Origin of the sequence: Micromonospora sp. KC606 (assembly GCF_004348675.1) — a bacterium.
Taxonomy (GTDB): Bacteria; Actinomycetota; Actinomycetes; order Mycobacteriales; family Micromonosporaceae; genus Micromonospora.
The window spans coordinates 1-20,539 of the sequence record NZ_SMKN01000104.1; the positions used below are offsets into that span (position 1 = coordinate 1).

The 20,539-nt window shown below is 73.0% G+C and carries 18 protein-coding genes; 8 read left to right on the forward strand and 10 right to left on the reverse strand.

Annotated features, from left to right (window positions below; translation table 11 throughout):
- Positions 1 to 56 precede the first annotated feature (56 nt).
- From E1193_RS19210 to E1193_RS19225, 4 genes are all read left to right on the forward strand, one after another.
- Positions 57 to 635 (forward strand): DsbA family protein, encoded by a 579-nt coding sequence (locus E1193_RS19210; RefSeq protein ID WP_132184579.1) that lies wholly within the window; start codon positions 57 to 59, stop codon positions 633 to 635.
- A gap of 302 nt (positions 636 to 937) precedes the next feature.
- Positions 938 to 1,642 carry a VOC family protein gene (locus tag E1193_RS19215; RefSeq protein ID WP_132184580.1) on the forward strand — a complete coding sequence of 235 codons (705 nt, stop codon included), beginning with the start codon at positions 938 to 940 and terminating at the stop codon, positions 1,640 to 1,642.
- A 214-nt stretch (positions 1,643 to 1,856) separates the two neighbouring features.
- A complete protein-coding gene (locus E1193_RS19220; protein ID WP_132184581.1) occupies positions 1,857 to 2,288 on the forward strand; it encodes a hypothetical protein in 432 nt (143 codons plus the stop codon).
- A gap of 47 nt (positions 2,289 to 2,335) precedes the next feature.
- Positions 2,336 to 2,611, forward strand: a complete 276-nt coding sequence (locus tag E1193_RS19225; protein ID WP_132184582.1) for a hypothetical protein — start codon at positions 2,336 to 2,338, stop codon at positions 2,609 to 2,611.
- Positions 2,612 to 2,682: 71 nt separating this feature from the next.
- Here the strand turns inward: E1193_RS19225 and E1193_RS19230 are convergent, their stop codons facing one another.
- From E1193_RS19230 to E1193_RS19240, 3 genes are all read right to left on the reverse strand, one after another.
- A complete protein-coding gene (locus tag E1193_RS19230) occupies positions 2,683 to 3,471 on the reverse strand; it encodes a DUF4184 family protein (RefSeq protein WP_132184583.1) in 789 nt (262 codons plus the stop codon).
- A gap of 27 nt (positions 3,472 to 3,498) precedes the next feature.
- Complete coding sequence (locus tag E1193_RS19235; protein WP_132184584.1) at positions 3,499 to 4,197, reverse strand: HAD family hydrolase; 699 nt, start codon at positions 4,195 to 4,197, stop codon at positions 3,499 to 3,501.
- Between the two features lie 95 nt (positions 4,198 to 4,292).
- Positions 4,293 to 7,001 (reverse strand): glucosidase, encoded by a 2,709-nt coding sequence (locus E1193_RS19240; RefSeq protein ID WP_132184585.1) that lies wholly within the window; start codon positions 6,999 to 7,001, stop codon positions 4,293 to 4,295.
- A 45-nt stretch (positions 7,002 to 7,046) separates the two neighbouring features.
- Between E1193_RS19240 and E1193_RS19245 the strand changes: the two genes are divergently transcribed.
- Together E1193_RS19245 and E1193_RS19250 are read left to right on the forward strand one after the other, a co-directional pair.
- Positions 7,047 to 8,987 (forward strand): amylo-alpha-1,6-glucosidase, encoded by a 1,941-nt coding sequence (locus E1193_RS19245; RefSeq protein ID WP_132184586.1) that lies wholly within the window; start codon positions 7,047 to 7,049, stop codon positions 8,985 to 8,987.
- A 140-nt stretch (positions 8,988 to 9,127) separates the two neighbouring features.
- On the forward strand, positions 9,128 to 10,456 hold the full coding sequence (locus E1193_RS19250) for a glycosyltransferase family 4 protein (protein ID WP_132184587.1): 1,329 nt from the start codon (positions 9,128 to 9,130) through the stop codon (positions 10,454 to 10,456).
- A gap of 143 nt (positions 10,457 to 10,599) precedes the next feature.
- Here E1193_RS19250 and E1193_RS19255 read toward each other — a convergent pair whose 3' ends face one another.
- The 7 genes from E1193_RS19255 to E1193_RS19280 all read right to left on the reverse strand — a co-directional run bounded on the left by E1193_RS19255 (position 10,600) and on the right by E1193_RS19280 (position 18,470).
- Positions 10,600 to 11,883, reverse strand: a complete 1,284-nt coding sequence (locus E1193_RS19255; protein WP_132184588.1) for a citrate synthase — start codon at positions 11,881 to 11,883, stop codon at positions 10,600 to 10,602.
- A gap of 189 nt (positions 11,884 to 12,072) precedes the next feature.
- Positions 12,073 to 14,130 (reverse strand): sulfatase-like hydrolase/transferase, encoded by a 2,058-nt coding sequence (locus E1193_RS19260; RefSeq protein WP_132184589.1) that lies wholly within the window; start codon positions 14,128 to 14,130, stop codon positions 12,073 to 12,075.
- Positions 14,123 to 15,538 (reverse strand): methyltransferase domain-containing protein, encoded by a 1,416-nt coding sequence (locus E1193_RS19265; protein ID WP_132184590.1) that lies wholly within the window; start codon positions 15,536 to 15,538, stop codon positions 14,123 to 14,125. Before E1193_RS19265 ends, E1193_RS19260 begins: the two co-directional genes overlap by 8 nt.
- A gap of 9 nt (positions 15,539 to 15,547) precedes the next feature.
- Positions 15,548 to 15,697: a hypothetical protein gene (locus tag E1193_RS31985; RefSeq protein WP_165945321.1), complete on the reverse strand. Its 150-nt coding sequence runs from the start codon at positions 15,695 to 15,697 to the stop codon at positions 15,548 to 15,550.
- A 226-nt stretch (positions 15,698 to 15,923) separates the two neighbouring features.
- Positions 15,924 to 17,429: a HAMP domain-containing sensor histidine kinase gene (locus E1193_RS19270; RefSeq protein WP_132184591.1), complete on the reverse strand. Its 1,506-nt coding sequence runs from the start codon at positions 17,427 to 17,429 to the stop codon at positions 15,924 to 15,926.
- Positions 17,407 to 18,147, reverse strand: coding sequence for a response regulator transcription factor (locus E1193_RS19275; RefSeq protein WP_132184595.1), 741 nt, complete (start codon positions 18,145 to 18,147; stop codon positions 17,407 to 17,409). Before E1193_RS19275 ends, E1193_RS19270 begins: the two co-directional genes overlap by 23 nt.
- Before the next feature lie 89 nt (positions 18,148 to 18,236).
- The gene (locus tag E1193_RS19280; RefSeq protein ID WP_132184592.1) at positions 18,237 to 18,470 is read right to left on the reverse strand and encodes a hypothetical protein; all 234 of its coding nucleotides are present in this window, start codon (positions 18,468 to 18,470) and stop codon (positions 18,237 to 18,239) included.
- Between the two features lie 180 nt (positions 18,471 to 18,650).
- Here E1193_RS19280 and E1193_RS19285 point away from each other — a divergent pair, with 180 nt between their 5' ends.
- Positions 18,651 to 19,592 carry a serine/threonine-protein kinase gene (locus E1193_RS19285; protein ID WP_132184593.1) on the forward strand — a complete coding sequence of 314 codons (942 nt, stop codon included), beginning with the start codon at positions 18,651 to 18,653 and terminating at the stop codon, positions 19,590 to 19,592.
- Between the two features lie 71 nt (positions 19,593 to 19,663).
- Complete coding sequence (locus E1193_RS19290) at positions 19,664 to 20,089, forward strand: OsmC family protein (protein ID WP_132184594.1); 426 nt, start codon at positions 19,664 to 19,666, stop codon at positions 20,087 to 20,089.
- The last annotated feature ends 450 nt before the right edge of the window (positions 20,090 to 20,539 follow it).

The following is a 20,539-nucleotide window of genomic DNA, read 5'->3' on the forward strand; positions in this document are numbered from 1 at the left end:
GGGTGGAGCGCCGCCGCCGCTGGGCGGTCCGGGCGGGGCGGTCGTAGGCTCGGCCGATGGATGCCACCTTCTTCTTCGATCCCGCCTGCCCGTGGACCTGGCGAGCCTCGCGTTGGCTGGTCACCGTGGCCGAGGCGCGCGGGCTGAGTGTCGAGTGGCGGGCGTTCAGCCTGGCCATCCTCAACGACGGCGAGGTGCCGCCGGAGTTCGCCGCCGCGATGACCGCGTCGAGCCGGGCGTTGCGGCTGGTGGAGGCGCTGCGCGCGCAGGGCCGCGCCGACGATGTCGCCCGCTACTACACCGAGCTGGGCACGCGCACCCACGACGCCGGCAAACCGCTGTCGGCCGAACTGGTGGACGCGGCCGTCGAGGCGGCCGGCCTGGGTGTGGACGCGACGGCCCTCGACGACGACGGCTGGGACGAGGCGGTACGCGAGTCACACGCGCTGGCGTACGCCTCGGCGGGCCCGGACGTCGGTTCGCCGGTGCTGATGGTGCCGGACGCCGAACGGGGCCTGCACGGGCCGATCCTCACCGAGGTGCCCGAGCTCGACGACGCCCTGAGGGTCTGGGACTGTGTGCTGCCGTTGCTGCGGATGCCGATCTTCCACGAGGTGAAGCGCGGCCGCCGCTGACGGCAACACTCCCAGTGAGTGACGCACGGTCACCCCGGGTAACGGGTCACACCGCTCCGATCCCGCGTCTCATTCGCTTTGCTCCGCTGCCCCCGACGCGACACCACACCGGAGGGCCGACAGCTCTCACCCCTCCCGTCACACTCCGCAGTCACCGTCGCACATGTCAGGGAGCAGATGGCCGGGCGGCGCGAGACGCGGCGGCTTCGGGCATCGACGCCGCGGGGGCGCTTTCCACCCGCCCCCGGCCGGCCGGGGTCCGGCACGCTGCGCCGCCAGCCCCGGCCCGGCATGATGGCCGGATGATCGCCCGCTTCAAGGACCTCTGTATGGACGCTGCCGACCCCCGCGCTCTGGGCGACTTCTGGGCCCGGATCCTCGACGGTGAGCTGGTCGACACCGGCGACGGCGACGCCCGAATCGACCCGCGCGCCGCCCGCTCCGCCGCCGAGTCGATCTGGGTCAACCGGGTGCCCGAGCCGCGGACCGGGAAGACCCGCGTCCACCTGGACCTGCGGCTGGCCGAGGACGGCCCGGATGGGCTGCTGGCCGCCGGCGCCCGGTTGGTCCGCGAGCCGGACACCGAGGTCAGCTGGTGGATCCTCGCCGACCCGGAGGGCAACCACTTCTGCGCCTTCGCCCCTCGTGAGGGCAGCCGGGCGGGCGCCTTCGAGCTGGTGGTGGACGCCGCCGACCCGGTCGCCCAAGCCACCTGGTGGGCCCGGGTGGTCGGCGGCGAGGTGGGCACCGCCGAGGCGGGCCACGCCTCGGTGGCCGGGGCGGCCGGCTTTCCGTGGGACCACTGGGTCTTCGACCCGGTGCCGGAACGCAAGCGGGTGAAGAACCGGGTGCACTGGGACGTGACGCTGACCGGTCCGAGCGCCGCCGCACTCATCGCGGCGGGGGCGACCCTGCTGCGCGAACCCGACGACCGGATCAGCTGGTGGATCCTGACGGACCCGGAGGGCAACGAGTTCTGCGCCTTCCCGCCGCCGCCTGCGCCCTGACCCACCGCCCCGTTTCACCCCATGGACGCGGCGGGGCTACCCCGCGCCCCGCCGGTGGGCTAGCGTCAGATGGGCTCCCCCAGCCAGCGCGTCGCCGTTGAAGTCGATACGCCTCCGGCCGCCCCAGGCCCGCCCCGATCGGTTGGTTCTCGCGCGAACTCCCCTCTGCCGATCCAACGGTTGGGCAGGATCGTTTTCACGAGGAGGTGCCGTCGTGCAGGACACCCGCGCTCTCGCCCTGACGTTCGAGGTGAGCGGCCTGCCACCGGTCAAGACCGAGGCGCTGTCCATCTTCGCCGCCGGACATCGGCAGGCGACGAGGGTTCGCGCCCTGCTCCAGGCGGCCTGCGCCGCGGCCCAGCGCACCGGCTGGACGCCGCTGGACGGGCCGGTCGAGGTCGACCTGACCCTGCGGTGCCCACCCGGGCACCGCACCTCGGACGCCAGCACCCTGCTCGGCGGGGTGTGCGCGGTGCTCCAGGACAAGAAGCGGGTCACCAACATCGGGCTGGCCCACCTCGGCGTCCTGGTCGACGTCGCGCTCTACGACGACGACCGGCAGATCCGCCGGTTGTCGTACCGGGAGGAGCCCGCGGAGGACTACTCCTACCAGGTGCGGGTGGCCACCGTGTCCACCGTGGTTTGACCGACGTCCGTGGTGGGGTACCGCGGACGCCGACGAAGGGAGCGCCGATGTCGGAGCCACATGTCACGTTGGACCCCCGCGGGCTGGACGCCGTGCAGGAGAAGCTGCGCGGCCCGCTGGAGGACCAGCTGACCTCGGCGTTGCAGGCGGCCACGGACCGGGTCCGCGCCAGCTACGCCGGCGAGCCGGTCGAGCAGGTGTGCCAGCGACTGCTGGACGAGACCCGCTCGGGTCTGCACCCCGACATCGCGGCCGGCTTCCAACCGGACATGGACGAGTTCTGCCGGGTGGCCGTGGCGATCGTCCGCGACGAGGTCGCCTGACACCTGCCCGGACCCGCCCGTCGGAGGATCGACGCGGGCCGGGGTGCGGGCGGCAGTCCGGCGTGTCGCGGTCAGCCGGGCTGACGCTGTGTGTCGAGGCGACCCGCCGGGCTTCCCGGTCGGGGGGTGACGGACAGCGCCCACGCCGCGGTCGCCCCGGCGATCAACGCGAGGGCCGCGAGGTGCAGCATGCGTACCCCGGCGGGGCCGGGCGCCTCGGCGAACGGCAGGCTGGGCAGCACCACCGACCCGGCCCCGGTGACGACGAGCGCCACGCCCCAGAAGACGGCCGGCCGGGCAGGCGGGGCGGGCGGACGTACCCCGTCGAAGATCTTGCCGCGGCGCGCGGCCCACAGCGCCAGGGCGATCACGACTCCGCCGCCTGCGGCGCTGCCGACCAGGTCGGAGAAGAGCCACCAGGGCATGCCGACGGTCGCCTGGAAGTCCTGCACACCCATCAGCAGCAGCCACCGCTCGGACTGGTTGACCCGGTCCCACACCACGTGGCTGAACGCGCCGATCAGCGCCGAGCAGGCCGTCACCTGCCACCGGTGGCGGACCGTGCCGAGGGCCGCGTGGTCCAGCCAGGCGAACGCGCGCCGGGCCGGCAGGTGCACGGCGATCCGGGCGATCACCCGGCGGACGACCCAGGCGTACGCCAACGCCACCGGCAGGCACCACCAGAGCAGCCCACCCAGCGTGTGGGTGCGCAGCCCCAGGTCGAGGCTGGTCCCGCTGAACAGGTACGCGGCGTCCGGCGACACCGACCCGGTGGCGAGCGCCACGCCGTCGAACCACCGCGGTCGCCAGAGCTTCAGCGGCAGCACCGGCGCCAGGTGCGAGGGAAACGTCAGCGGCACGAGCCGGACGTTACCCGCCTCGCCCGCTCAGAAGTGCCGAAGCAGGTCGGGGAACTCCTTCAGGCGCAGCACGCCCGGGTCGTCCGGGTCGAGTTCGTCGTGTTCGAGCACCCAGGTGTTGTCGTTGGGGATGAAGACGGCGGACATACCGGCCGCCCGGGCCGGCAGGATGTCGGACCTCGGGGAGTTGCCGACCATCCACGCACGCGTCGGGTCGAACCCGTGCTCGCGGGCCAGCCACCGGTAGGTCGCCTCGTTCTTCTCCGGCACGATGTGCGCGGCGTCGAAGTGGTGCAGCAGGCCGCACGCGTCGAGCTTGCGCTGCTGCTCCTCCCGCTCACCCTTGGTGAGCAGGAGCAGGTCGTGCCGACCGGCGAGGGCGTCGAGGGTGTCCGCGACGCCGGGCATCAACTCGACCTGGTGGGCGACGAGCGCGGCGGCCAGCTCGTCGATCTCCCGGCGTTCCCGGTCGGTGGCGGGGCGCTCGCGCAGCCGTTCCAGGCACTCGCCGAGGCTGTGCAGGAAGACCTTGCTGCCGTAGCCGTGGACGACGGCGTTGGCGGCCTCGATGTCGTCCAGGACAGCGCGGATCTCGCGACGGTCCAGCGTGGGGTGGTCCAGCCAGTCCAGGAAGTCGTCGATCACCCGCTCGAAGAGGACGTTGTTCTCCCAGAGCGTGTCGTCGGCGTCGAAGACGAGTACCACCGCGTCCCGGCGCTGTTCCATCCGTCCCCTCCCGGTTGCCGCGTCCGGGACACGCTACTGCGCGCCAGCGAGAAGGTCAGCCGGGTTTTGCCGGGCCGGCGTACCGCCGAACGCGGTCAGCGGCGCAGGGTGAGGATGAGGTCGACGACCAGCGCCGTCCAGCCGGTCTGGTGCCAGGCGCCCAGGCCGGCGCCGTTGTCGCCGTGGAAGTACTCGGGGAAACAGATCAGATCCCGCCAGTCCGGGTGGGTCTGGAAGAGCTGGGCTGCGCCGTAGATCGGCCGCCGGCCCCAGCCGTCCCGGGTGAACAGCGAGATCAGCCGGGCCGAGAGGTCGTCGGCGATCTCCTCCAGGGTGCACTTGCTCCCGGACCGGGTCGGGTACTCGATCTGGAAATCGTCGCCGAAGAACGCGGCGTAGTCGCGCAGCGCGCTGATCAGCAGGAAGTTCGTCGGCATCCAGATCGGCCCGCGCCAGTTGGAGTTGCCGCCGAACAGGCCGCTGGTCGACTCCGCCGGCTCGTAGCCGACGCTGAACTCGTGCCCGCCCAGGGTGACCGAGAAGGGTTTGTCCAGGTGGGCGCGGCTGAGCGTGCGCAGGCCGTAGTCGGAGAGGAACTCGTCGGGGTCGAGCATCCGGGCGAGCAGGCGGACCACCTGTTCCGGGCCGACCATGGACAGCAGCCGCTGCTGCCGGCCGTCCGGGCCGATCCGGCGGACGCCGATCACGTCGGCGTACTCGGGGCGCTGGCTGAGGAACCACCGCAGCCGGGCGCCCAACTCCGGTAGGCGGTGCAGGGTACGCGCGGTGAGCCGGGTGGTGGCCGCCAGCGGCAGCAGCCCCACGACCGAGCGGACCTTCAGCGGCACCTTGCTGCCGTCGGCCAGCCGCAGCACGTCGTAGAAGAAGGCGTCCTCGTCGTCCCAGAGCCCCTGCTCGTACGCCGCCGCGGCGATGTACGCGAAGTGCTCGAAGAACTTGGTGGCGGTGTCCACGTACGCCCGGTCGTGCTCGGCGAGCACGATCGCCATGTCGAGCAGGTTGAGCGCGTACATGGCCATCCAGCCGGTGCCGTCGGACTGCTCCAGCACCCCGGCGACCGGCAGCGCGGCGGACCGGTCGAACGGGCCGACGTTGTCCAGCCCGAGGAAACCGCCCTCGAAGACGTTGTTGCCGCCGGTGTCCTTGCGGTTGACCCACCAGGTGAAGTTCAGCAGCAGCTTGTGCATCACCCGGGCGAGGAACTCGTGGTCCCGACTCCCGTCGATCTCGAACACCTTCAGCGCCGCCCAGGCGTGCACCGGCGGGTTGACGTCGCCGAAGGCCCACTCGTACGCCGGGATCTGCCCGTTGGGGTGCAGGTACCACTCGCGGAGCAGGAGCAGCACCTGCTCCTTGGCCAAGCCCGGGTCGACGCGGGCGATCGTGACGCAGTGGAAGGCCAGGTCCCATGCGGCGTACCAGGGGTACTCCCAGGGGTCGGGCATGGAGATGACGTCGAAGCTGGTCATGTGCCACCAGGCGCTGTTGCGCCCGTGCCGGCGACCGGTCGGTGGGGGCGTCGAGCAGGGGTCGCCCTCCAGCCACCGCTTGACGTCGAAGTGGTAGAACTGCTTGCCCCACATCAGCCCGGCGATGGCCTGGCGGGCGACCAGGGCCTCGTCGGCGGTGGCCGAGGCGGGGATGACGCCGGCGAAGAAGCGGTTCGCCTCGGCCCGCCGGGCCCAGACCACGTTGTCGAAGCCGGCGCAGAGGTCGGCCGGCGGCGGGGTCGTGCCGCCGGGTGGCGGGGCGGTGCGGGTGAGCCGCAGCCGGATCTGCCGCTGGCCGCCGGCGGGCACGTCGAGGACGTAGTGCAGGGCGCCCTTGGTCCCCTCGCCCGCCGGGTTGACGGTGGCCGCGCCGGCCACGACGTGGTCGTTGATGCCGTCCTTCGGGTATGGCGACCGGCCAGGCAGCCCCCAGAGCCGCTCGGCGTTGGTGTCGTTGTCGCAGAGCAGCGGGGTCGGGTCCCCGTCGCCTTCCAGCAGGATCTGCCCGAGCACCCAGTGCTCGCCGACCAGCCGGGTTCCCTCCCCGACCAGCTTCGGCAGCCGGTCGGCGCCGGGCAGGCCCCAGGCCCAGGTGTTGCGGAACCACAGGTGCGGCAGCACGTGCAGCGTGGCCGCCGCGTCGCCCCGGTTGGCCACGGTCACCAGGATGCACATGTCGGTCGGGGACGCCTTGGCGTAGTCGACGGTGACCGCCCAGTACCGGTCGTCGTCGAAGACGCCGGTGTCGACCAGCTCGTACTCGGTCTCGTCCCGGCCGCGCAGCGCGTTGACGGCGACCATCTCGTCGTAGGGGAAGGCGGCCTGCGGGTAGTGGTACCGCCAGCGCATCCAGGAGTGGGTGGGGGTGGAGTCCTCGTACCACCAGTAGTCCTTGGCGTCCTCGCCGTGGTTGCCGCCGTCGCCGCCGAGGCCGAACATCCGCTCCTTGAGGATCGGGTCGTGGCCGTTCCACAGGGCGAGCGCGAAGCAGAAGGTCTGCCGGTCGTCGCAGACGCCCGCCATGCCGTCCTCGTTCCACCGGTAGGCTCTGGACCGCGCGTGGTCGTGGGGGAAGTAGTCCCACGCCGTGCCGTGCTCGCTGTAGTCCTCCCGTACCGTCCCCCACGCCCGCTCGGACAGATAGGGGCCCCATGCGCGCCACTCCTGCTCGCCGGCGTCGGCTTGGGCTAGCCGAAGCCGCTCGGCGTCGGGGGACGGTACGTCGGAGGGCGAACTGTCGGTGAACACCTGCACATCTTGGACGCCGTCGGGGTACTTGACCACAGCGGCCATTGTCGTCGTGTCGTGTTACACGTCGCAGCGGTGGGAGGAAACTAGTTGATCGACATCGGTTTCGGGCCGCAGGTCTGCGCCGAGCTGTCCACCGGGGCGGCCCGGGAGTGGCTGGTGCCGGACGGTCTCGGCGGGTACGCCATGGGCACGGTGAGCGGGCTTCGGACCCGCCGCTACCACGGTCTGTTGGTGACCGCCGGGGAGACCCCGGCCGCCCGTAAGGTGGGACTGGTCAGCCTGGACCCGACGGTGCTGCTGCCCTCCGGCGCGCGGGTGCGCCTCGGCGTGCACGAGTGGTCCTCCCGGGTGGTCGACCCGCGTGGCTTCGAGCTGCTGGAACGCTTCGGCCTGGTCGACGGGCTGCCCCGCTGGCGGTGGCGGATCGGCGACGTGGTGATCGAACGGGAGATCGCCATGCTGGCCGGCCGGTCCTGCGTGGCGGTGGTGCACCGGCTGGTCGCGGGCGGGCCGGTCCGGCTGGAGCTGAGCGCGGCGTGCACCTGGCGGGACGCGCACGGCGAGCGGCGGGCCGACGGCCCGCCGCCGCGGATGGAGCCGGTCGACGGCGGCGCGGTGGTCGAGGGCGCGTACCGGCTGTCCGGGCCGGACTGGCGGCCGGAGGGGCAGTGGTGGCTGGGCGTGCGCCACCGTGAGGAGGCGGCCCGCGGCCTGCACCCGGAGGAGGACCTCTGGTATGCCGGGCGCTTCTGCGGGGCTCTGGAGCGGCCCGGCGACACGGTGTCGGTTCGGGCCTGGGCGTCGGATCTCGACTCGGACCCGCCGCCGGCGACCGAGGTGGTCGAGGGCGCCCGGCGGCGCAACCGGCAGGTCGTGGCGGCGGCCCGGCCGGCCGACGACGTCGAGGCCACCCTCGCGCTGGCCGCCGACGCGTTCGTGGTGCGCACCGCCGCCGGGCCGGACGTGGTGGCCGGGTACCCGTGGTTCGGCGCCTGGTCGCGGGACACGATGACCTCGTACGAGGGGTTGTTCCTCTGCACGGGTCGGGCCGACGAGGGGCGGGAGCTGCTGCGGTCGTACGCGGCGACGTTGTCGGAGGGGATGCTGGCGAACACCGCCGACACCGGGCGGGTGGAGTACAACACCGTGGACGCCACCCTCTGGTTCCTGCACGCGGTGAGCCGACACGTCACCGTCACCGGCGACACGGATCTCGGTGACGAGCTGCTGCCGGCGCTGCACGGGGTGGTCCGCGCGCACGTGGCCGGCACCCGGTACGGCATCGCGGTGGACCCGGCCGACGGGCTGATCACCCAGGGGGGCACCCCGGGCACGGCGCTGACCTGGATGGATGCCCGGGTGTACGGGGTGCCGGTGACCCCGCGCACCGGCAAGCCGGTGGAGGTCAACGCGCTCTGGGTGAGCGGGCTCGCCGGCCTGGCGGAGCTGACCGAGCTGGCCGGCGGGGACGCCACCGAGCTGTGGCGGCTGCACGGCCGCGCCGAGGAGTGGTTCGGCAAGCGGTTTCCGGCTCCTACCGGCTGGCTGCACGACGTGGTGGACGCGCCGGCGCCGGCGTACCCGCTGGGCGGGGCGGCGCACCACGACGACGATCTGCTCCGGCCGAACCAGTTGCTGGCCTGGTCGCTGCCGTACGCCCCGTTACGGCCGGAGCCGGCGGTGCTGCGCCGGGTGGCGGCCGGGTTGGCGACCCCGTTGGGGCCGCGCAGCCTCTCCCCCGACTCGCCCGATTTCGCGCCCCGGCACCGGGGCGGGCCGGCGGAACGGGACACCGCCTACCACCAGGGGACCGTCTGGCCGTGGCTGGTCGGTCCGTTCGTCGACGCATACCGGAAGGCCGGACTATCCACCGATGACCTTTTGGTCGGACTTGTAGACCATTTAGGGGAGTATGGCCTAGGATCGGTCAGTGAGACGGCTGACGGCACCGCGCCGCACGCCGCCACCGGCTGCCCGTTCCAGGCGTGGTCGGTGGCCGAGCTGCTGCGCGTCCGGAAGGCCGGATAGGCACGCGTTACACACCGGCAATCACCACGTCTCCGCCGGTTAGCCACCAGTCGGCAGGATGGGCCCCAACCCGGGCAAGGCGACGGCACCCCTTCGGTGTCCATCCGCGCGTGCCCCGGACACAACTCAAAGGGGGCCGCATGTCACCTGACGCCGACGTGATCGACATCAACCCCGCCCGGCACCAGCGCGTGCTGATGCTCTCCTGGGAGTACCCGCCCGTGCTCGTCGGCGGACTCGGCCGCCACGTGCACGCCCTCTCCCTGGCCCTCGCCGCCGCCGGGCACGAGGTCACCGTCGTCACCCGCCACGCCGACGGCGCCCCCCTCGAGGAATACGCCGACGGCGTCCGCATCCTCCGCGCCCCCGAAGACCCCGTCACCTTCCCCCTCACCACCAACTCCCTCCTGGCCTGGACCATGGCCTTCAACCACACCCTCACCCGCACCGCCCTACGCGCCACCGAAACCGGCACCTACGACGTCATCCACGCCCACGACTGGCTCGTCGCCCACACCGCGACGACCCTGCGCGAACACCTGGACGTGCCGCTGGTGACCACCATCCACGCCACCGAGGCCGGCCGGCACCAGGGCTGGCTCCCCGAGGAGATGAACCGCACCATCCACGGCGTCGAACACTGGCTGGCCGGCGAGTCCGGCCGGGTGATCGTCTGCTCCGGCTACATGCGCCAGGAGGTCACCGCGCTGTTCGACGTGCCGGCCGTCCGCGTCGACGTGGTCCCCAACGGCGTCGAGCCGCACCGCTGGCGGGTACCCGCCTCGGCGGTAGCGGCGGCCCGGGCCCGGTTCGCCGGGGACGGCCCGCTGGTCACCTTCGCCGGCCGGCTGGTGTACGAGAAGGGCGTGCAGCACCTGCTCGCCGGCCTGCCCCGGTTGCGGGAACGGCACCCGGGGCTGCGCGCGGTGATCGTCGGCGACGGCCCGTACCGGTCGGCGTTGGAGGCCGAGGTGCGCCGGCTCGGCCTCGGCGGCACGGTCAGCATGCCCGGCTTCCTCGGCGGCACCGAGCTGCCCGCGGTGATGGCCGCCTCGGACTGCTTCGCGGTGCCGAGCATCTACGAGCCGTTCGGCATGGTCGCCCTGGAGGGCGCCGCGGCCGGCGCGCCGCTGGCCGTGGCCCGCACCGGCGGCCTCGCGGAGATCGTCGAATCCGGCGTCACCGGGATGACCTTCGCCCCGCAGGACCCCGACGGGCTCAGCGAGGCCGTCGACGCGCTGCTGTCGGATCGGGAGAGAGCCCGACTGCTCGCCCGCCGCGCCCGCAGCATGGTCCACGAGCAGTTCGGCTGGTCGGCCATCGCCCACCGGACCGCGGCCAGTTACGCGGCGGCGATCGCCGGGGACGTGGCGTTCACCGCGGCTCGGGCCGAGCTGCGGATGACCGTCGGCCGGGCCACCGCTCCGTCCCCGGAGGGCAACCTGCTCGCCGCCGCCGGCCTGCGCTGACCCGAGCGCGCCGGTGGCTGCGCCGACCTGGAGACGCGCCGGTGGGGTGGGAGCCAGGGATCACACAAGGCCAGGTGGGTGCGACGAAGGCCGCCGGGCCCCGCGCGGGGGCCGGCGGCCTTCGTCGTCCGCGAACCGGAAGGTCAGCGCTCGGAGATCGGGGCGTAGTCCCGCTCGACGGAGCCGGTGTAGATCTGCCGCGGCCGGCCGATCTTGGTCTCCGGGTCGTTGAGCATCTCGCGCCACTGGGCGATCCAGCCGGGCAGCCGGCCCAGGGCGAACAGCACCGTGAACATCTTGGTCGGGAAACCCATGGCCTTGTAGATCAGGCCGGTGTAGAAGTCCACGTTCGGGTAGAGCTTGCGGGAGACGAAGAAGTCGTCGGCGAGCGCGATCTCCTCCAACTGCATCGCGATGTCCAGCAACGGGTCCGGCTTGGCCATCCGGCCGAGCACGTCCTGGGCGGCCTTCTTCACGATGGCGGCGCGCGGGTCGTAGTTCTTGTAGACCCGGTGGCCGAAGCCCATCAGCTTGACGCCGTCCTGCTTGTCCTTCACCTTCCGGACGAAAGCCTGCACGTCACCGCCGTCGGCGTCGATCTTCTCCAGCATCTCCAGCACTGCCTGGTTGGCACCGCCGTGCAGGGGTCCGAACAGGGCGTTCACGCCCGCCGACACGGAAGCGAAGAGGTTGGCGTTGCTGGAGCCGACCAGCCGCACCGTCGAGGTCGAGCAGTTCTGCTCGTGGTCGGCGTGCAGCACGAACAGCATGTCCAGCACGCGGGCCATCACCGGGTCGACCTCGTACGGCTCCGCCGGCACGCCGAAGGTCATCCGCAGGAAGTTCTCCACGTAGCCCAGCGAGTTGTCCGGATACAGCAGCGGCTGCCCGATCGACTTCTTGTAGGCGTACGAGGCGATGGTCGGAACCTTCGCCATCAGCCGGACCGTGGACATCTCCACGTGCTCGGCGTCGAACGGGTCCAGGCTGTCCTGGTAGAAGGTGGAGATGGCGCTGACGGCCGAGGAGAGCACGGCCATCGGGTGCGCCTCGCGCGGGAAGCCGTCGAAGAACCGGCGCATCTCCTCGTGCAGCAGCGAGTGCCGACGGATCCGCTCGCTGAACTCGGTCAGCTGCTGCCGGGTCGGCAACTCGCCGTAGATGAGCAGGTAGGAGACCTCCAGAAAGGAGCTCTTCTCGGCCAGCTGCTCGATCGGGTAGCCGCGGTACCGCAGGATGCCCGCGTCGCCGTCGATGTAGGTGATCGCGGACGAACAGGACGCGGTGTTGACGAAACCGGGGTCGTAGGTGGTCATCCCGGCTTCCCTCAACAGCTTGCTCACCCCGATGCCCGAGGGGCCCTCAACCGCGCTCTGCACCGGCATCGAGAGCTGCCCACCGGGGTGATCGAGCTTGACTTCCGTCATGTGGTTCCTCGCTTCGCCGGCGAATCTTCGCTGAATTGCCTTCGCTTCTACCGTATTCGCGGCTCCCGGGACACCGCCCGTCGTGGGTCGGCGGTGAGGTATGCGTCACCTCATTCCCGACCCCTAGGATCGGAAACCCTGGTCAGTGCGGGCGAACCCGACGATGACGAACGTCGGGGAGGAAGGGGATCAGTCGATCGTCAACCGGCGCAGGCCGCCGTCGGCGGCGACAAGATACAGGTCGAGCCGGTTGGCGCCGGCCCGGAACAGGTGGTCGTCGGGGAGGAGGGCGGCGAAGCGGCGGCCTCCCTCGTCCGCCGGCACCACCGGCACCACCGCGCCGACCGTGCCGTTGACCGCGACCGCGAGCAGCGTGCCGTCGGGCACCTCGGCGGGCACCGTACCCCACACCAGGGCCGGCAGCTCGCCGTCGGCCGGATCGACGCCGTCGAACGCGTCGCGGTTCTCCACCCGGACCCGCCCTCCGGTGGGCCGCTCGTCGACGGTGGCGCCGAGCAGCGGATGCGGCGGCGGGTCCGGCGGCCGGGCCGGCACCCCGCCACGCAGCGTCAACGGCTGCCCCGGCCGGTCGTAGAAGACCTTCTCGGTGCGCTCGCGCGGCGCCTGCCGGGCCGACCGGCCGTCCACCTGCCAGGGGATCCGGACGTGCACCTCGTCGGCGATCGTGGGCAGCAGGTCGACGTGTTCCCAGTTGCGGTCGTCGACCCGGCCCGCCCGCTGGCCGGGCGTCTTGACGAACGTCGGCACCCAGGCCACCTCCCCGGCGGCGTGGTTGATCGCGTCCAGCCCTCGGCCCTGCCAGTCACGCTGGAAGCTGACACCGTGGTCGGCGGTGAGCACGATCAGCGCCCTGTCGTACAGCCCGGTGGCGCGCAGGGTGCGCAGCGTCTCGCCGACCAGCCGGTCGGTGTAGGCCAGCTGGGCCAGGTGCCGAGCCCGGGCCAGTTCGGCCCAGCCCGCACCCTGGTTGGGCAGGTCCTCCGGGGCGGCGTAGCGGGCCCCCGACGGCAGATACACCCACGGCGCGTGCGGCATCAGCAGGTGCAGGAAGTGCAGTGTGGGACGGTTGGTCGGGCGCAGCCCGGCCAGGAAACCGGTGAACCGGGCCGGCTGGTTGTCATCCAGGCTGTCCCAGCGGAACTTCGGGTCGTCCGGGACCGGCTCGGCGGCGTCCAGGCCGACCTCGGCCGCGGTCCGCTCCCGGTACGACTCCTGCGGGTCGACCCGGCTGTCCACCGGTGCCGCGATGCGCCGCAGCAGCCTGCTGCTCTCCCTGACCAGCACACCCAACCCGTGCTCCGGAGTTGTCGGCTGGTCGCAGCGGCTCGGTGGGCAGAGCCGGGTGATGCTCTCCTCGGCGCGGATGTCGTACAGGCCACCGAGGGCGGTGAAGAGGTTGTCCGGATACTGCGAGTAGTGCGGGGCGTACGGCTCGGCCGGGTAGCGGCCGGTGAGCATCGCCGGCAGCGCGTACGGCGTCCAGCCACTGACCCCGGTGGCGTTGCGGTACCAGGTCGAGCCGGCCGCCAGCTCGGCGATGTGCGGGTAGCGGGTGGCGTCGATCCGACCGTCCGGGCCGAGCAGGGAGACCAGCGGCAGCTCGTCGAGGACGATCATCACCACCGGCGGGTGCTCCCCCGGCCCGACCACCCCGGCCGCCCCGCTGTGCGCCCGGGGCAGCACCACCGCCGAGGCGGGCGAGGCGAACAGGAACAGCGCCACGAAGACCGGCGGGCCGATCGCGGCGACCCGCAGCACCCGCCCGGTCGCCCGCCACCGCCGGTACGCCGCCGCGCCGGCGACGCCGGCCAGCCCGCCGGCCACCAGCAGCGGTACGCCCCGCAACGGCGTGACCTGCCGGCCGACCTGCACGGCGAGCGCGGCCAGCAGGAGCCCGACGACGACGGTGTGCGCGGCCGTCCGGGCCCGCAGGCCGGCCAGCCGGGCGGCCAGGCCGAGCGCGGCGACCACCACGGTGGGCAGCACGGTGATCAGCCCCACCAGCAGCAGCACGTCGCGGGGTTCGGCCCGGTGGAACAGGAAGAAGTCCGGGCTGCGTCCGAGCACGTCGAGCAGCGGTTGGGTGACCACCAGCCCCACCAGGGCGGTCACCTCCAGCAGCCGGCGCAGCTCGGCCCGCCACCCGCCGGGCGACGGCGGCGTCTGCCGGGATGGCGCGTCGACCGGGCGCGTCGGCGTGGCGGACGTGAGGGTTCGGTCAGTCACCCACGACCACCTGGTAGAGCGTGCGGGTGCCCGAGGGCAGCTCCCGCTGGCGCTCGACCCGGCAGCGCGCGGCGAGCAGCCGCTCGAAGACGTCGCGGCGGTACTCGGGGAAAAGTCCGTCCGGCTTGTTCGCCAGCAGCCGGCGCGCCATGGGATCCTCGGGGTGGACGAACTCCACCACCAGCCGGCCGCCGGGCCGAAGGCAACCGAGGAACTGGTCGACGACCTGGCCCAGCGGCACGTTGCGGCCGATCGCCAGGTGGTGCACCACGGCGAGGGCGAGCGCCACCTCGGCGCGGGCGCGGGTGCTGAAGCCGGCCCGTTCCACGCCGCCCCAGCCACCGCCCGGGGACGGGTCGGCCAGGTCCATCACCAGGGGCAGGATCCGCTGGTCACCCTCGGCCCGCAACGCGCGGTACAGGGTGTCCGCCACCGCCGGATCCTGTTCGACGGCGACCACCGCGGCGGCGTGTCGGGCGGCGATCCGGGCGTACCGGCCGTCGTTGGCGCCGAGGTCGAGCACCAGGCGTGGGGCGCCGGCGGCCCGTACCGCCGCCTCGACGAAGCGTTCCTTCTCCGCCCGGTCCTGCGCGGTGTAGCCACAGGTGCGCTGGTAGTCCACCCAGTGGCTGGGCTCCTCGCGCCGGTCCAGGCGGCGCACCAGCTTCTCGATGCCCCGGACGGTGGCCAGCGCCAGCTGCCGGGAGTAGCCGGCGGCGCGGAGCTGGGCGCGCACGTCGGCGCTGCTCGCCCCGGCGTTGCGCTGCTGCATGGCCCCGTGCAGGTGGACGTGGGTCGGCACGCCGGGCAACAGGCGGCGGGCGCCGCGGAAGAGGCGACGCATCTGGTCCGGCTCGATGCCGTCGACCCGGGACCGCAGCCAGGGCTGGAAGTCCAGGCCGAGATGGGCCTGGAGCAGTAGCGGATAGAGCAGGGTCTGGCAGAACTGCCGGTAGCCGGCCCAGGGTTCGCCGTCGGCCAGCGGTGTGAAGGAGCCAACGTCGATGAAGACCGGCGTGACCCCCCGCCACTGGAGGTTGTACGCCGAGCCGTCCTTGGTGGTGAAGCCGGCCGGCAGCGCCCGGCGCAGGATCTCCAGGTGCAGCAGCGCCGCGTCGCGGAGCATGCCGAACGACCACTCGTACGGGTGGGAGACGAACGGGATGCGCTCGTGTCGCAGCACGGCGGCCCAGCCCGGCAGCACCGCCGGGTCGACCTGCTCGGTGCCACACACCTTGCCCTCGGCGACCAGCCGGGTGAAGAACCCGCTGCCGGCCAGCGCCGCCCAGTCCCTGGCCGCCTGCGGGTCGAGCCCGCGCAACACCTGGTCGCCGACGTGGAACACCCGGTTGGCCGGATCGCGGAAGGAGCCCGGGTCGACCCGGATCCCGATGTCGGAGCTGGTCATCGGCGCGGCTCAGCCCCGGTCGGTGGGCTGCCGCCGGAAGCGGTCGACCAGCCGACGCCAGTAGAGCTTCGCGGCCACGGCCGCGCCGGCGACCCCGCCGACCACCGCCTGCACGATCAGGCTGCCGGACCCCGCGTCCAGGTAGGCCAGGTGCATCACCAACCGCTCCCTTCCCTCGCCGTCGTGGCGCCACCGGCAGTCCAACGTGAGTATTTCTACCGTTACGCCCCACTTGTTCCGTTGACACCGTACGCTGCTCCGCCGCCACATGCGGGGCACTCCGCGTAGCAGGCTCCCGTACGCGCGGATCTGGCGGCCGAGCGCGACGTGACGGGGACGGGTCGCGTCCGTCGTGCCAGATGGCGTCCGTCAGGGCAGGGTCGGGTCAGCGGTGGGCCTTCGGCAGCCGCACGGTGAAAACCGTCCGGCCCGGCCGGCTCTCCACCCGGACGGCGCCGTGGTGCGCCTCCACCACCGCCGCCACGATCGCCAGGCCGAGCCCGGTGCTGCCGTGCGCGCGAGACCGGGAGCTGTCCCCTCGGGCGAACCGTTCGAAGACCTCGCCCTGCGAGCGCGGCGGGATGCCGGGGCCGTCGTCGACGACGCTGATCTCCACGCCGTCGCCGAAGGCGGCCAGCCGGGTGGTGACCGTGGTGCCGGGCGGGGTGTGCACCCGCGCGTTGGCCAGCAGGTTCGCCACCACCTGGGGCAGCCGGACGGCGTCGCCGGGCACCTCCAGTGCCTGGTCGGGAAGGTCGAGCTGCCAACGGTGCTCCGGCCCGGCGGCGTGGGCGTCGCTGACCGCGTCGAGGATCAGCGCGGTCAGGTCGACCGGTTCGACCACGAGCGGCCGGCCGGAGTCCAGTCGGGCCAGCAGCAGCAGGTCGTCGACGAGCCCGGTCATCCGGGTGCTGACCAACTCGACCCTGCGCAGCGCGTGCGCGACGTCCGGCGGCACCCGGTCCCGGCCGCGCCGGGCGACCTCGGCGTAGCCACGGATCGCCGCCAGCGGGGTACGCAGCTCGTGGCTGGCGTCGGCGACGAACTGGCGTACCCGGGTCTCGCTGGCCTGCCGGGCGGCCAACGCGTCGGCGACGTGCCCCAGCATCCGGTTGAGCGCTGCTCCCACCTGCCCGACCTCGGTGCGCGGGTCGGTGTCGGCGTCGGGCACCCGCACGGACAGGGCGACCTCGCCGCGGTCCAGCGGCAGCTCGGTGACCCGGGCCGCGGTGGCGGCGACCCGGTTCAGCGGTCGTAGGGTGGCGCGGACGATGAGCAGGCCCAGGCTGCCGGCGACGAGCAGTCCGGCGGTGGCGATGCCGACCTGGGCGACGACCATCCACCAGACCGCCTCCCGTATCTGGGCCAGCGGGATCGCGAAGACCAGCACGTCGCCGCCGGCCAGCGGTCGGGCGACCGCCCGGTAGCCGCCCCGGTCACCGACGTCGACGGTGCGCGGCCGTCCGTCGGCGGGCACGGTGGCCAGCCCGGCGACCTCGTCGGCGGCGACGGCCTCGGTGGGCCCGGTCCGGGTACGGATACGCGCCGATGCGACGGCACCGTCGGCGACCCGCGCGGCGATCGACTCCTGCGGAAACCCGGGCGGGGGGTCGGGCCGCAGCTGCCACTGTGGGGAGTCCGACGGCGGTCGCTCGACCCGTTGCCGGTTCCACGGGAACGGCCCGTCGCGCGGGCGGTCGTCCAGGGTGAGCTGGTTGTCGACCTGGCTGATCAGGAACTGTCGCAGCGCCACCGTGGTCAGTCCGCCGACGCCGACGCTGACCAGGGCGAGCAGCGCCACCACGGCGAGCACCAGCCGGCGGCGTAGCGACCAGCCCGCCAGCGGTCGGCGCCACCGGCCGCCACGGTCACTCCGCGGGCTTGAGGACATACCCGGCGCCGCGCAGCGTGTGGATCATCGGGGCCCGGCCGAGGTCGATCTTCTTCCGCAGGTACGAGATGTAGAGCTCCACGACGTTGGCCTGCCCGCCGAAGTCGTAGTTCCAGACGCGGTCGAGAATCTGCGCCTTGCTCAGCACCCGGCGTGGGTTGCGCATCAGGTATCGCAGCAGCTCGAACTCGGTCGCCGTCAGGGCGATCAGGTCACCGGCGCGGCGCACCTCGTGGCTGTCCTCGTCGAGCCGGAGATCGCCGACGGTGAGCACCGCCTCCTCCCGGCTGGCCACCGCGAAACCGGAGCGGCGCAGCAGGGCGCGCAGCCGGGCGATGACCTCCTCCAGACTGAACGGTTTGGTGACGTAGTCGTCGCCGCCCACGGTCAGGCCCGCGACGCGATCCTCCACCGCGTCCCGGGCGGTCAGGAAGAGCACCGGCACGGTCGGGGCCTGCTCGCGCAGCCGCCGCAGCACCTGGAAGCCGTCCAGGTCGGGCAACATCACGTCGAGCACCACCGCGTCGGGCTGGAACTGCCGGGCCGCGTGCACCGCGGCCATTCCGTCACCGGCGCTGCGCACCTCCCATCCCTCGTAGCGCAACGCCATCGCCAGCAGGTCGGTCAGGGTCGGCTCGTCGTCGACCACGAGCACCCGGACCGGACCGCCGTCGGGGCGGCGGAGTTCGATCCGGCGCCGCGTTGCCTGCCCTTCCATCACCATGCCCCCATCGTGGGTAGCGCGGCTTGCGCCGACCTGTGGCGATCCTGTGCGCCAGCTGTGCGCCGAGCCGGCCCCGGTCGCGGCTACTCGCCGGCGCCCAACGGGTAGGTGCGCACGAAACGCATGGTCCACGTACCGGTGCCGTCGCGGGGGTGCCGCGCGTAGAGGTGGTCCGGGCCGGCGCCGCCGGCCGGCGGGTCGCCGTCCGGGTGCCGCACGACCCACTGCGTGGGCGGGTCGCCGTCCGGGCCTGCGGGCAACTCGCGGAGCAGCCCGTCGGCCGGCCCGCCGACGAATCGTACGGCCACCTCACCCATCCGCGTCCCCTCCCGTTCCCGCCCGGCCCGGCGACCGGGCGCCCTGGCTGGCAAGCTACCGCACCGGCCCGGAAGGAGCTGGCCACGAAGAAGGTTTGCCCAGCTCGCGCCCAGGGTACCGGCTGCGGAACGCCGACCGCGGAACAGGTGACGAGGCACGAGACGGACGGGAGCGGGTCGATGAGGACGCTGGCCGAGCGGTACCAGCTCGAACAGCGCATCGGCGTGGGCGGCATGTCGGAGGTGTGGCGCGCCCACGACCTTGTGCTGGACCGGCCGGTGGCGGTGAAGCTGATGTCGCCCGAGCGGCACGGCGAGGAGAGTTCGGCCGCGCGGATCCGGGCCGAGGCCCGGTCGGCGGCCCGCCTGGTGCACCCCAACGTGGCCAGCGTGCACGACTTCGGCACCTCGTCCACGACGGACGGGCAGGAGGCCCCCTACATCGTGATGGAGCTGGCCGAGGGCGAGACGCTCGCCGCGCACCTGCGTCACGGGCCGCTGGACTGGCGCATCGCGGTCCGGGTCTGCGCCGAGGTCTCGGCGGCGCTGGCCGCCGCGCACACGCACGACATCGTGCACCGCGACGTGAAGCCGGCCAACGTCATGCTGACCCCCTCCGGGGTGAAGGTCCTCGACTTCGGCATCGCCACCCCGGCCGGCGCGGCCGACGAGACACCCGACGGGATGGTGGTGGGCACGCCGGCGTACCTGGCCCCGGAGCAGTTCGACCGGTACCCGGCCACCCCCGCCGCCGACATGTACGCCCTCGGCGTCCTGCTCTACTACGGCCTCACCGGGCGGCTGCCGTACGCGGCTGGCACGACCGCGGCCCAGCTGGTCGGTGCCCGCCGTCGGGTGGTGCCCGAGCCGCTGCCACCCGTCGAGGGGCTGCCGGTGGAGGTGGCCGACCTGTGCCGACGCTGTCTGGCCGACGACCCGAACCACCGCCCGACCAGCCTGATGGCCGCGCTGCTGCTGGCCGAGGCGGTGGACGCCCGGGTGTACGTGCCGATGCTGGCGGCGGTCCCCCGGCCCCGTGCCGCGCCGATCTCCCCCTGGACCGGGCGGGCCGCCACCGAGGCGACCGAGGCGGTCGCCCTCGACCGCTCCCGCCGGGCCTGAGCTCCGGTCTCCGGCGCGTTTCGCCGGACCGAGGCCGGGAACCCGGGCCGGTGAGTGACGGGAGGAACGCGATGCCGGATTCCAGTTCCTGGCTGCACGAGGCCACCGCGACCGCGGCCGGCGGTCACGTACGCACCGACGACGGCGGGTTGTCCACGGCCCTGGCGTCACCGCTGGCACCACACTGCACGGGGCTGACCCCGGAACAGTTGTTGGCCGCCGCGTTCGCCTCCTGCCTGCACCACGCGGCGGTAGAGGCGGCCGGAGAGATCACCGACGAGGCGCACACCGTCCAGGTCACCGCAGAGGCTCGGCTGGGCCGGGGCGACGACGGGCGCTACCACGCCGACGTGCACGCGTCGATCTCGTCGGCGGGGCTGAGCCGCGAACAACTGGCCGACCTGGTCGCACACGCCGACAGGATCTGGCCGTTCTCCAGCGGGGACGCCACCCGGCATCGGCTGACCGTGACGCCGGCCGACAACGGCCGGCGCTGACCGACGCACACCGCAAGGCCGGGCTGCGGGCCCCGACGGCGGCCGGGTGAGCCTCGCCAGGCATCGGGTCGGACCACCGCCGGTTGACCGGGTGCCGGGCGGCGGTACGGCCCGGCCGTGGTCGTCCGAACGGCGGAGGCGACCACGCCGAGAGCGAGGCAGTGGATCGACGCCTGATCAGCCACGACAAGTCACGAAAAAAGCGGCACGTGACAAAGACGGCATAGGCCGTTTCCGTCACTTAGTGCGGCTCTCGCCCGGTCGGATCATGGCAAACTGTGGCGCTTGCCACCAATAGCCCCGGTGGCAAGCGCCGCTCGGCTCTCTAACCTCGGCGGGTGCCTGCCGATCACTCCTCTGAACAGCAGCTGACCCCCACCCGCCCGGTTGCCCGTACGGCCGACGCCCCCTCGGGCGAACGGAGGATCGGCCGGCACCGGGCCCCCGAAC